This window comes from Pseudomonas oryzihabitans (assembly GCF_001518815.1).
GTDB lineage: Bacteria > Pseudomonadota > Gammaproteobacteria > Pseudomonadales > Pseudomonadaceae > Chryseomonas > Chryseomonas oryzihabitans_E.
On record NZ_CP013987.1, the window covers coordinates 142,951 to 154,816 of the forward strand.

Annotated in this window: 7 protein-coding genes and 1 pseudogene; 7 read left to right on the forward strand and 1 reads right to left on the reverse strand. The window is 66.7% G+C overall.

Annotation, left to right across the window (positions count from 1 at the left end; genetic code table 11):
• Positions 1-100: 100 nt before the first annotated feature.
• From APT59_RS00695 to APT59_RS00720, 6 genes and pseudogenes are all read left to right on the forward strand, one after another.
• Positions 101-1,078, forward strand: coding sequence for a dipeptidase (locus tag APT59_RS00695; protein ID WP_059313099.1), 978 nt, complete (start codon positions 101-103; stop codon positions 1,076-1,078).
• A gap of 88 nt (positions 1,079-1,166) precedes the next feature.
• Positions 1,167-1,697 carry a DUF5943 domain-containing protein gene (locus APT59_RS00700; RefSeq protein ID WP_059313100.1) on the forward strand — a complete coding sequence of 177 codons (531 nt, stop codon included), beginning with the start codon at positions 1,167-1,169 and terminating at the stop codon, positions 1,695-1,697.
• A 105-nt stretch (positions 1,698-1,802) separates the two neighbouring features.
• Positions 1,803-3,863, forward strand: coding sequence for a dimethylglycine demethylation protein DgcA (gene dgcA / locus APT59_RS00705; RefSeq protein WP_059313101.1), 2,061 nt, complete (start codon positions 1,803-1,805; stop codon positions 3,861-3,863).
• Between the two features lie 165 nt (positions 3,864-4,028).
• Positions 4,029-6,020 (forward strand): dimethylglycine demethylation protein DgcB, encoded by a 1,992-nt coding sequence (dgcB, locus tag APT59_RS00710; RefSeq protein ID WP_059313102.1) that lies wholly within the window; start codon positions 4,029-4,031, stop codon positions 6,018-6,020.
• 169 nt (positions 6,021-6,189) lie between these two features.
• A pseudogene (locus APT59_RS00715) lies at positions 6,190-7,424 on the forward strand (electron transfer flavoprotein subunit alpha/FixB family protein).
• Complete coding sequence (locus APT59_RS00720; RefSeq protein ID WP_059313103.1) at positions 7,414-8,214, forward strand: electron transfer flavoprotein subunit beta; 801 nt, start codon at positions 7,414-7,416, stop codon at positions 8,212-8,214. Before APT59_RS00715 ends, APT59_RS00720 begins: the two are co-directional and overlap by 11 nt.
• 316 nt (positions 8,215-8,530) lie before the next feature.
• On the opposite strand, the gene polA is transcribed toward APT59_RS00720, so the two are convergent.
• Positions 8,531-11,278, reverse strand: a complete 2,748-nt coding sequence (polA, locus tag APT59_RS00725; RefSeq protein WP_059313104.1) for a DNA polymerase I — start codon at positions 11,276-11,278, stop codon at positions 8,531-8,533.
• Between the two features lie 254 nt (positions 11,279-11,532).
• Here polA and APT59_RS00730 point away from each other — a divergent pair, with 254 nt between their 5' ends.
• Positions 11,533-11,823: a DUF2782 domain-containing protein gene (locus APT59_RS00730; RefSeq protein WP_027597317.1), complete on the forward strand. Its 291-nt coding sequence runs from the start codon at positions 11,533-11,535 to the stop codon at positions 11,821-11,823.
• Positions 11,824-11,866 lie beyond the last annotated feature (43 nt).

Here is an 11,866-nt window from a genome sequence, read left to right on the forward strand (position 1 = left end):
CCCCTGTCGTTTTTGCATCCGGTCGGCCGGAACCCCGGGGCTATGCTGGCCTCGAATCGCCGGCACCCGTTCCGGCGCGAGACCTACGCCGGAGCCCGTCATGAATGCCACCGAACTCCACGCCGACAGCATCGTCATCGACGGGCTGATCATCGCCAAGTGGAACCGCGAACTCTTCGAAGACATGCGCAAGGGTGGCCTGACCGCCGCCAACTGCACCGTCTCGGTATGGGAGGGCTTCCAGGCGACGGTCAACAACATCGCCGCCAGCCAGAAGCTGATCCGTGAGTGCAGCGACCTGGTGGTCCAGGTGCGCACCACCGCCGAGATCCGCCAGGCCAAGGCCCAGGGCAAGACCGGCATCCTGTTCGGCTTCCAGAATGCCCATGCCTTCGAAGACCAGATCGGCTACGTCGAGATCTTCAAGCAGCTCGGCGTGGGCATCGTGCAGATGTGCTACAACACCCAGAACCTGGTGGGCACCGGCTGCTACGAGCGTGACGGCGGCCTGTCCGGCTTCGGCCGCGAGATCGTCGCCGAGATGAACCGCGTCGGCATCATGTGCGACCTCTCCCACGTCGGCTCCAAGACCAGCGAGGAAGTCATCCTCGAATCCAAGAAGCCGGTCTGCTACTCCCACTGCCTGCCCTCCGGCCTCAAGGAGCATCCGCGCAACAAGTCGGACGAAGAACTGAAGTTCATCGCCGATCACGGCGGCTTCGTCGGCGTGACCATGTTCGCTCCCTTCCTGGCCAAGGGCATCGACTCGACCATCGACGACTACGCCGAAGCCATCGAGTACGTGATGAACCTGGTCGGCGAAGACTCCATCGGCATCGGCACCGACTTCACCCAGGGCCACGGCCATGACTTCTTCGAGTGGCTGACCCACGACAAGGGTTACGCCCGCCGCCTGACCAACTTCGGCAAGATCGTGAACCCGCTGGGCATCCGCACCGTGGGCGAATTCCCCAACCTGACCGAGACCCTGCTCAAGCGCGGCATGCCCGAGCGCACCGTGCGCAAGGTCATGGGCGAGAACTGGATGCGCATCCTCGGCGACGTCTGGGGCGAGTGATCCCGACGAACCCTTTCCACCCCTTTGTGATCGTCGGGCTTCGCTAGCGCTTAACCCGACCTACGACCCTCTGTTCTGGAGTATCCGCATGGCCAGCCACGCCCCCGAAATGCCCATCCAGGTCGACGACGAAACCGGCGTCTGGACCACCGACGCCCTGCCGATGCTGTACGTACCTCGGCACTTCTTCGTCAACAACCACATGGGCATCGAAGAAGTCCTGGGCGCCGACAAGTATGCCGAGATCCTCTACAAGGCCGGCTACAAGTCGGCCTGGCACTGGTGCGAAAAGGAAGCCGAATGCCATGGCATCAACGGCGCCGCGGTATTCGAGCACTACATGAAGCGCCTGTCGCAGCGCGGCTGGGGCCTGTTCGAGACCCAGAAGCTCGACCTGGAAACCGGCTACGCCGAGGTCAAGCTCAAGCATTCCGCCTTCGTCTACGTCTACGGCAAGGTCAATCGCAAGGTGGACTACATGTTCACCGGCTGGTTCTCCGGTGCCATCGACCAGATCCTGGCCGCCAAGGGCAGTGCCATCCGCACCGTCACCGTGCAGGAATACAGCGGCTCCGAAGAAGGCCACGACGACGGCCTGTTCGTCACCCGTCCGAAGTAACGTCACTCCAGCGGGTGGGGGGCGGCCCGGTCGCCACCACCCCCGCGACACCCAAGAGCAAGAGCGCGGCTCAAGACCGCGCACCAGCCGATCGAGGAGAAGGTCATGGCCTTCGAAGCAATGTTCCAGCCGATCCAGATCGGCAAGCTCACCATCCGTAACCGCGTGCTCTCCACGGCTCACGCCGAGGTCTACGCCACCGACGGCGGCATGACCACCGACAGATACGTCAAGTATTACGAAGAAAAGGCCAAGGGCGGCATCGGCCTGGCCATCTGCGGGGGCTCCTCGGTGGTCGCCATCGACAGCCCGCAGCACTGGTGGAGTTCGGTCAACCTGGCCACCGACCGCATCATTCCGCATTTCCAGAATCTGGCCGATGCCATGCACAAGCATGGCGCCAAGATCATGATCCAGATTACTCACATGGGGCGCCGCTCGCGCTGGGATGGCGGCCACTGGCCGACCCTGATGTCGCCGTCGGGCATCCGCGAGCCCGTGCACCGCGCCACCTGCAAGACCATCGAGCCGGAAGAGATCTGGCGGGTGATCGGCAACTTCGCCCAGGCCGCGCGCCGGGCCAAGGCCGGTGGCCTGGACGGCGTCGAGCTGTCCGCCGTGCACCAGCACATGATCGACCAGTTCTGGTCGCCGCGCGTCAACAAGCGTACCGACGAGTGGGGCGGCAGCTTCGAGAACCGCATGAGATTCGGCCTGGAGGTGCTCAAGGCCGTACGCGCCGAGGTCGGTGACGACTTCTGCGTCGGCATGCGCATCACCGGGGACGAATTCCACCCGGACGGCCTGTCCCACGACGACATGAAGCAGATCGCCAAGTACTACAGCGACACCGGCATGCTCGACTTCATCGGCGTGGTCGGCTCGGGTTGCGACACCCACAACACCCTGGCCAACGTCATCCCCAACATGACCTATCCGCCGGAGCCCTTCCTGCACCTGGCCGCGGGCATCAAGGAAGTGGTCGACGTCCCGGTGCTGCACGCCCAGAACATCAAGGACCCCAACCAGGCCACCCGCATCCTGGAAGGTGGCTATGTCGACATGGTCGGCATGACCCGTGCGCACATGGCCGACCCGCACCTGATCACCAAGATCAAGATGGGCCAGATCGACCAGATCCGTCAGTGCGTCGGCGCCAACTACTGCATCGACCGCCAGTACAACGGCCTGGACGTGCTGTGCATCCAGAACGCCGCCACCAGCCGCGAATACATGGGCCTGCCGCACATCATCGAGAAGTCCACCGGACCCAAGCGCAAGGTGGTCGTCGTCGGCGGCGGTCCCGCCGGCATGGAGGCCGCCCGCGTCTCGGCCGAGCGCGGCCATGACGTCACCCTGTTCGAGAAGCAGGAGCAACTCGGTGGCCAGATCACCCTGGCCTCCCGCGCCCCGCAGCGCGACCAGATCGCCGGCATCACCCGCTGGTACCAGCTGGAGCTGACGCGCCTGGGCATCGACCTGCGCCTGGGCACCGCTGCCGATCCGGCGACCATCCTCGACCTGCGGCCGGACATCGTCATCCTGGCCAACGGCGGCCACCCCTTCCTGGAGCAGGTCGATCACTGGCATGCCGCCGAGGGCCTGGTCGTCAGCAGCTGGGACATCCTCTCGGGCAAGGTCGAGCCGGGCAAGAACGTGCTGGTGTACGACACCATCTGCGAATTCACCGGGATGTCCGTGGCCGACTACCTGGCCGACAAGGGCGCCCAGGTGGAAATCGTCACCGACGACATCAAGCCGGGCGTGGCCATCGGCGGGACCACCTTCCCGACCTACTACCGCAGCCTCTATCCCAAGGAAGTGATCATGACCGGCGACCTGATGCTGGAAAAGGTCTACGCCGAGGGCGACAAGAAGATCGCGGTACTGGAGAACGAATACACCGGCGCCCGCGAGGAGCGCGTGGTCGACCAAGTCGTCATCGAGAACGGCGTACGGCCGGACGAGGGGCTCTACTACGCCCTCAAGGAAGACTCGCGCAACAAGGGCCAGATGGACATCGAGGCGCTGTTCGCCATCGAGCCGCAGCCTGCGCTCGGCGAGACCGGCAACGGCTACCTGCTCTACCGGATCGGTGACTGCGTGGCCCAGCGCAACACCCACGCCGCCATCTACGACGCCCTGCGCCTGTGCAAGGACTTCTAAGACGGCCTAATCGCTGCTCGGAAATTCGCGGCCATGGGCCGCTCCTACAGGCTCCGAACGTCCCTCGTAGGAGCGGCCCATGGCCGCGATAGCTCACCTTCTGCGGCCTCCGGCGCTTCGCTACCCCGGCCGCGCCTGCGGGGCCCGCCCTGTGAGGATAGATCGATGTTGAACACCATCCTCCCCATCCTGCTCTTCGCCGCCCTGGCCCTTACCGTGATCGGCGCCGTGCGGCGTTTCAGTCTCTGGCGACAAGGGCGTCCGGCCGAGGTCGACTGGCTCGGCGGGCTACTGAAAATGCCGCGGCGCTACCTGGTGGATCTGCACCACGTGGTCGACCGCGACAAGTACATCTCCAAGACCCACGTGGCCACTGCTGGCGGTTTCGTCCTGGCGGCCCTGCTGGCCATCCTGGTGCACGGCTTCGGCCTGCACAGCCGCATCCTCGGCTGGGCGCTGCTGGCGGCCACCGCCTGCATGTTCACCGGCGCCCTGTTCGTCGCCAAGCGCCGTCGCGATCCGCCGGCGCGGCTGTCCAAGGGCCCCTGGATGCGTTTGCCCAAGAGCCTGCTGGCCTTTGCCGCAAGCTTCTTCATCGCCACCCTGCCGGTCGCCGGTATCCTGCCGGAAGGCTTTGGTGGCTGGATTCTGGCCGCGGTCCTGGCGGTCGGCGTGGCCTGGGGCGTATCCGAGATGTTCCTCGGCATGACCTGGGGCGGCCCCATCAAGCACGCCTTCGCCGGTGCCCTGCACCTGGCCTGGCACCGTCGCGCCGAGCGCTTCAGCACGCCGCACAACGCCAGCGCCGCGCGCTCCAGTGGCCTCAAGGCCCTGAACCTGCACGATCCCAAGGCGCCGCTGGGCGTGGAAAAGCCCGCTGACTTCACCTGGAACCAGCTGCTCGGCTTCGACGCCTGCGTCCAGTGCGGTCGCTGCGAGGCCATGTGCCCGGCCTTCGCCGCCGGCCAGCCGCTCAACCCCAAGAAGCTGATCCAGGACATGGTGGTCGGCCTCAAGGGCGGCAGCGATGCCCATTACTTTGGCTCGCCGTATCCGGGCAAGCCGGTCGGCGAGCACGCGGGTGGTCCGCACCTGCCCATCGTCGCGCGTCAGGGCAAGGCCCTGGTGGACGCCGAGACCCTCTGGTCGTGCACCACCTGCCGTGCCTGTGTCGAGGAATGCCCGATGATGATCGAGCACGTCGATGCCATCGTCGACATGCGTCGTCACCTGACCCTGGAGCGCGGCGAGACGCCGAACAAGGGCGCCGAGGTGCTGGAGAATCTCATCGCCACCGACAACCCCGGCGGCTTCGCCCCCGGTGGTCGCCTGAACTGGGCCGCCGACCTGGACCTGCCGCTGATGAAGGACAAGGGCCAGGCCGAGGTGCTGTTCTGGGTCGGCGACGGCGCCTTCGACATGCGCAACCAACGCACCCTGCGCGCCTTCGTCAAGGTGCTCAAGGCGGCCAAGGTGGACTTCGCCGTGCTCGGCCTGGAAGAACGCGACAGCGGCGACGTGGCCCGCCGTCTGGGTGACGAGGCCACCTTCCAGCAACTGGCCAAGCGCAACATCGAGACCCTGAGCCAGTATCGCTTCCAGACCATCGTCTCCTGCGATCCCCACAGCTTCCACATGCTCAAGAACGAATACGGCGATCTGGGTGGCCACTACCAGATGCAGCACCACAGCACCTTCATCGAGACCCTGCTCAGCCGTGGCTCCCTGCATCTCGGGCAGCATGCCCTGGCCGAGCAGGGCGCCACCATCACCTATCACGATCCCTGCTACCTGGGCCGTTACAACGGCGAGTACGAGGCGCCGCGCGCGGTACTCAAGGCGCTGGGCATCGCGGTCAAGGAGATGGAGCGTTCCGGCTTCCGTTCGCGCTGCTGCGGCGGTGGCGGCGGAGCGCCCATCACCGATATCCCCGGCAAGCAGCGGATTCCCGACATGCGCATGGCCGACATCAAGGAAACCGGCGCCGAGCTGGTGGCCGTGGGCTGCCCTCAGTGCACCCTGATGCTGGAAGGCGTGGTCGCCCCGCGTCCTGAGATCAAGGACATCGCCGAGCTGGTGGCCGAAGCCATCGTCGAGGCGCCGGTGGACAGCAAGCCGGCCGCCGCGCGGCGGCCAGTGGCGGAGGCCTTGTCGTGAGTGCGGTGTGTGGCCCCCTCACCCTGACCCTCTCCCCGAGAGGAGAGGGGATGGCTACCTGCGTCCGGGCAGTCCAGTCGCTTTTCACCCCCTCACCCCTCAGGGGAGAGGGTTGCGGTGAGGGGGCCACCACGCCCATCGCCCAACATTCCCACACGGAGCGCACAGCATGAGCATCATTCGTCGCGACCCGCGCCGCGAGTGGATCGCGCGCAACCGTCTGCATCCGCTGCACGCAAGTATCGCCAGCAGCGCCGATGCCGAAAGCCGCTGGATGGGCCCCAATGGCCTGGTCCGCAAGAATCCCCACGCCGCTGCCGCCGGCTTCGTCGGTCCCCAGGGCGTCAAGCGTATCGACCGTAGTGGCGCCCAGCAGGGCGGCGGCCGTCGTGGCGCTGCCCAGGCCGTGGAAGAACAGCTGCCCCTGCACCGGATCGCCGAGCCGGCCTTCTACATCGCCGTGGTGCCGGACCTGGTCAGCGGTCGCCTGACCGCCCACGACCGCGACCTGCTGGGCCTGGCCCGGCAGCTGGCCGGCGCCGAGGGCGCGGTGCTGGCGGTGGTCTTTGGTGAGGTCAAGGAAACCGCCTTCGACACCGCCGGGGTGGATCGCCTGCTGCATCTGGAAGGCGAGCAATTCCAGGGCTATGCCCCGAACAGCGGGTACTCGCGCTGCGCGCGGTCAACAACGAACTGCAGCCGCGCCACTGGCTGCTGCCCGACAGCCGCAGTGGTGGCGGTGAACTGGGTCGGCGCCTCGGCGCGGCCCTGCACGAGCGTCCTGCTACCCGTGTCTGGCAGGTCAAGGACGGCCTGGTCACCGGCCGCGCCGGTGCCGGTCGCCAGGATCTGCAGCAGCCGCTGCCGCGCCTGGTCCTGGCCCTGCCGGAGTGCGCGGAGCCGGTCGGCGAGACCCGTCACGAAGTCCTGCCCGTGCAGCTGGAAGGCAACATCGCCCGGCACCTGTCGCGCATCGAGGATCTCGGCCCGGTGGCGGTGGATCCCATGCAGATCCCCCTGGGCGAAGCCGAATTCATTCTTTCCGGTGGCAATGGCATCCGCGACTGGGAGCTGTTCCACAGCACCGCCGCGCTGCTGGGTGCCACCGAGGGCGCCTCGCGGGTAGCGGTAGACGACGGCCATATGCCGCGCAACCGCCAGGTCGGCGCCACCGGTACCTGGGTCACCGCCAGGGTCTATCTGGCCGTGGGCATCTCCGGCGCCGTGCAGCACCTGCAGGGCATCGCCAGCTGCGACAAGGTCATCGCCATCAACACCAATCCGGGCTGTGACATGGTCAAGCGTGCCGATCTGTCGGTGATCGGCAACGGTGACGCCATCCTGGCCGCCCTGGCGCGGCTGGTCGAACAACAGCGGGCAGGGGAGTTGCAGGATGTCGCTTGAGCAGAAGCTGCCGTCGCTGGACGGCGTCAATGTCGTGGCCCTGGTCTCCGTTGGTGCTCACCCGACCTCCGGGCGGGCACGGCGGGCGGAACAGGATGCCCGCGCGGTGGAACTCGGCCTGCGCCTAGTCGGCGAACGTCTGCGCGTGCTGCATGCCGGTAACCCCGCCGAAGAGGCCCTGCGCGGCTATCTGGGCATGGGCGTGCCGGCTCTGCACGTGCTGGAACAGCCGGCGGGCGCCGATGCCCTGCCGGCGCTCGGCGATACCCTGCGTGACGTCGGTGCCGGCCTGGTGCTGACGGGCAGCCAGGCGGAAACCGGTGAGGGCTCCGGCCTGTTGCCCTATCTGCTGGCCGAAACCCTCGGCTGGCCCCTGGTGGTCGGCCTCGCCGCGGTGGAAGCCGTGGAAGGCGGCCAGGCGACCGTGCTCCAGGCCCTGCCGCGTGGTCAGCGGCGGCGGCTGCGGGTGCGTCTGCCCTTTGTCGCCAGCGTCGACAGCGCCGCGCCCTCGCCCCGCCAGAGCGCCTTCGGCCCCGCCCGCCGTGGCGAGCTGCAGGTGGAGACCACCGAGGTGGTACAGGACAGCCTGTTCGCAAGCGGCGAACTGCAGCCTGCCAAGGCCCGCCCCAAGCGTCTCAAGGTGATCAAGGCCAAGACCGCCGCCGACCGCTTCAAGGCCGCCACGGCCAAGGCCTCGGGCGATGGCGGCCAGGTCCTCAAGGACCTGACCCCGGAAGCGGCAGCAGCCGCCATCTTCAAGGTGTTGCGCGAGGAAGGGGTAGTACGCTGAAGCTTTACCTCGCTCTCCCTCGGGGAGAGGGCGCCCTTCGCACCTGAGTTTCAGGTGGAAAAGGCTGCGCCGTTTTCCACGCTATGTGGCTACGGTGCCAAGGTCGCGCTCCGAACTACCCCCTCTCCCTCTGGGAGAGGGCTGGGGTGAGGGAAACCCCGGCACCTAAGCCTAAGGTGGAAAAGGCTGCGCCGTTTTCCACACTACGGTGCCTATATCGCGGCCATGGGCATCCGCCGATGCGGTCGCTCCCACAGGTACTTCGAACCGCTGTAGGAGCGGCCCGTGGCCGCGATCAAGCTCAGCCAGGCGACCGTCAGTGCGCCTCATCCCAATTGCCACCCACCCCTGACTCCACCAGCAGCGGCACGTCCAGCTCGCCGGCACCGCTCATCAGCGGTAGCAGGCCTTCGCGCAGGCGCTCCACCTGGTCTTCGCGGACTTCCAGCACCAGTTCATCGTGTACCTGCAGGATCACCCGGGCGTCCAGCTCAGGGGTCGACTGCAGCCAGGCGTCCACCGCGATCATGGCGCGTTTGATGATGTCCGCCGCGGTGCCCTGCATGGGCGCGTTGATCGCCGCCCGCTCGGCCGCGCGACGCAGGCCCTGGTTCTTGGAGTGGATGTCCGGCAGGTACAGCCGGCGACCGTAGAGGGTTTCCACGTAGCCCTGGTCCACCACCTGGGCGCGGGTGCGTTCCATGTAGGCCAGCACGCCGGGATAGCGCTGGAAATAACGATCGATATAGGCCTGGGCCTCGGCCCGGCCGACGCCGATCTGCTTGGCCAGGCCGAAGGCACTCATGCCATAGATCAGGCCGAAGTTGATGGCCTTGGCGCGGCGGCGATCCTCGTTGCTGACCTCTTCCAGGGGCACGCCCATCACCTCGGCGGCAGTGGCGCGGTGCACGTCCAGGTCGTTCTGGAAGGCGTGCAGCAGGCCTTCGTCCTGGGCCAGGTGGGCCATGATGCGCAGTTCGATCTGCGAATAGTCCGCCGCCAGCAGGCGATAGCCTTTTGGCGCGACAAAGGCCTGGCGGATGCGCCGGCCCTCGGCGGTACGGATCGGAATGTTCTGCAGATTCGGGTCGCTGGAAGACAGCCGGCCGGTGGCCGTGACCGCCTGGTGGTAGCTGGTGTGGATACGGCCGGTACGCGGATTGATCTGCTGCGGCAGCTTGTCGGTGTAGGTGCTCTTGAGCTTGCTCATCTGCCGGTACTGCATCAGCACCTTGGGCAGCGGGAAATCCTGGTCGGCCAGTTCCTGCAACACCGCCTCGGCGGTGGAGGGCTGGCCGGAGGCGGTCTTGCTGACCACCGGCAGGCCCAGCTTGACGAAGAGGATCTCGCCCAGCTGCTTGGGCGAACCCAGGTTGAATTCCTGGCCGGCAAGCCCATAGGCCTCCTTTTCCAGGGCGATCATCTTCTCGCCCAGTTCGCGGCTCTGCACCCCGAGCAGCGCCGAATCCACCAGGGCGCCGTTGCGCTCGATGCGCGCCAGTGCCGGCACCAGCGGCATCTCGATGTCGCGCAGCACCCCAGCCAGGCCGGGGATGGCTTCCAGCTTGGGCCAGAGGGTCTCGTGCAGGCGTAGGGTGACGTCGGCATCCTCGGCGGCATAGGGCCCGGCCTGCTCGATGGCGATCTGGTCGAAGGTCAGCTGCTTGGCGCCCTTGCCGGCGATGTCCTCGAAACGGATGGTGCTGTGGCCCAGATACTTGAGCGCCAGGCTGTCCATGTCGTGACGGGTGGCGGTGGCATCCAGCACATAGGATTCGAGCATGGTGTCGAAGGCGATGCCCTGGATCGTGATGCCGTAGCGGGTCAGCACATTGAGGTCGTACTTGCCGTGCTGCATGACCTTGAGCTTGGCCGGGTCCTCCAGCAGCGGCTTGAGCGCTGCCAGCACCGGCTCCAGCGCGAGCTGGGTCGGCGCGCCCATGTAGCTGTGGGCCAGGGGCACATAGGCGGCCTGGCCCGGCGCCACGGCAAAGGATAGCCCTACCAGCTCGGCGCGCTGGGCGTCGATGCTGGTGGTCTCGGTGTCGAAGGCGAAGCAGTCGGCGGCCTGCAGCCGCGCCAGCCAGGCGTCGAAGTCGGCCTGTTCCAGCACGGTGTCATAGTGGGTTTCCACCTGGGTGGTGGCGGCATCCTCGGCCAGCGGCAGGGGGGCGCCCTGCCGCTTGGTGTCGCGGATCAGGTCGTCCAGCCAGGACTTGAATTCCAGCTCCTGGTAGAGCGCCATCAGGGCTTCCACATGGGGCTCGCCGACTTTGAGCTCGTCGAAGGTCAGCTCCAGCGGCACGTCCAGCTTGATGGTGGCCAGCTGGTAGGACAGGTAGGCCTGCTCGCGATGCTGGTCCAGCTTGGCGGCCAGCGACTTGGCGCCGCGCAGGGGCAGGGCGGCCACGGCGTCGAGGTTGGCATAGAGGGTATCCAGGCCACCACCGATGCCATTGAGCAGGCCGGCGGCGGTCTTCTCGCCCACCCCCGGCACCCCGGGGATGTTGTCGATCTTGTCGCCCATCAGCGCCAGGTAGTCGATGATCAGCTCGGGGCCCACGCCGAACTTGGTCTTGACCCCTTCCACGTCCAGCACGCTGCCACTCATGGTGTTGACCAGGGTGACATAGGGGCAGACCAGCTGGGCCATGTCCTTGTCGCCGGTGGAGATCACCACCGGGCGCTCGGCGCTGGCGCAATGACGGGCGAGGGTGCCGATGACGTCGTCGGCCTCCACCCCTTCGATGGCTAGCAGCGGCAAGCCCAGGGCGCGGATGCAGGCGTGCAGCGGCTCGACCTGGCCGCGCAGGTCATCGGGCATGGCCGGGCGCTGGGCCTTGTAGTCGGCGAAGAGGGCGTCGCGGAAGGTCGGCCCTTTGGCGTCGAAGACCACCGCGAAGAGGCTGTCCGGATACTGGCGGCGCAGCGAGAGCAGCATGTTGAGCACGCCCTTCACCGCGCCGGTCGGCTTGCCGGTGGAAGTCATCAGCGGCGGCAGGGCATGGAAGGCGCGATACAGATAGGAGGAACCGTCCACCAGGACGAGAGGGGCGTGGCTCATGGTCTAGACCTTTGTCGTGGCGTGTGCGGCGTCTGTCCGGCTAGTCTCGACGACTGCAAAACCGGGTTCTAGGCTCTGTACGAAAGGTGTCTGCGCTCGGTGATGCTTCGTTGAAAAAGCCTTCGGAATGCTCATTTACCACTCGTAAACTCCGCTTCCTCAGTCTTTTTCGCCTCGCCTGACCTTCGCTCGACGACTTTTCGTACAGAGCCTAGAATCGACCACTCGCTCCGTTCAAAAGGTCAAAGGTTACCATGGGTGCTCGTCGCTTCCTCTTCGCCGCGTTGCTGCTGGCCCCGCTGGTGCAGGCTGCGGAACCGCTGCCGCCGGGGGAAAAGCCCCTGCCTGACGAGATCAAGGTGATCCGCTACCAGGCCGGCGACCAGACCATCGAGGAGACGCGGATCCGCGGCGTGCTGCAGTCCACCCGGGTCATCCCCAAGCACGGCGCACCCTACGAGCTGGTACCCGCCGATGGCAGCAGCACCGCCGCCAACGACAAGCCGACCCTGCACGTCCCCAGCTGGCGACTGTTCAGCTGGTAGGCGCAGGGCGCCTGGACCGGTAAACTGCGCGCCGCTCGCACAC

What these genes read in the sequence shown, in the direction of transcription:
- APT59_RS00695 (WP_059313099.1), top strand. Translation starts at nt 101, where the DNA reads ATGAATGCCACCGAACTCCACGCCGACAGCATCGTCATCGACGGGCTG.
- APT59_RS00700 (WP_059313100.1), top strand. Translation starts at nt 1,167, where the DNA reads ATGGCCAGCCACGCCCCCGAAATGCCCATCCAGGTCGACGACGAAACC.
- dgcA (WP_059313101.1), top strand. Translation starts at nt 1,803, where the DNA reads ATGGCCTTCGAAGCAATGTTCCAGCCGATCCAGATCGGCAAGCTCACC.
- dgcB (WP_059313102.1), top strand. Translation starts at nt 4,029, where the DNA reads ATGTTGAACACCATCCTCCCCATCCTGCTCTTCGCCGCCCTGGCCCTT.
- APT59_RS00720 (WP_059313103.1), top strand. Translation starts at nt 7,414, where the DNA reads ATGTCGCTTGAGCAGAAGCTGCCGTCGCTGGACGGCGTCAATGTCGTG.
- polA (WP_059313104.1), bottom strand. Translation starts at nt 11,278, where the DNA reads ATGAGCCACGCCCCTCTCGTCCTGGTGGACGGTTCCTCCTATCTGTAT.
- APT59_RS00730 (WP_027597317.1), top strand. Translation starts at nt 11,533, where the DNA reads ATGGGTGCTCGTCGCTTCCTCTTCGCCGCGTTGCTGCTGGCCCCGCTG.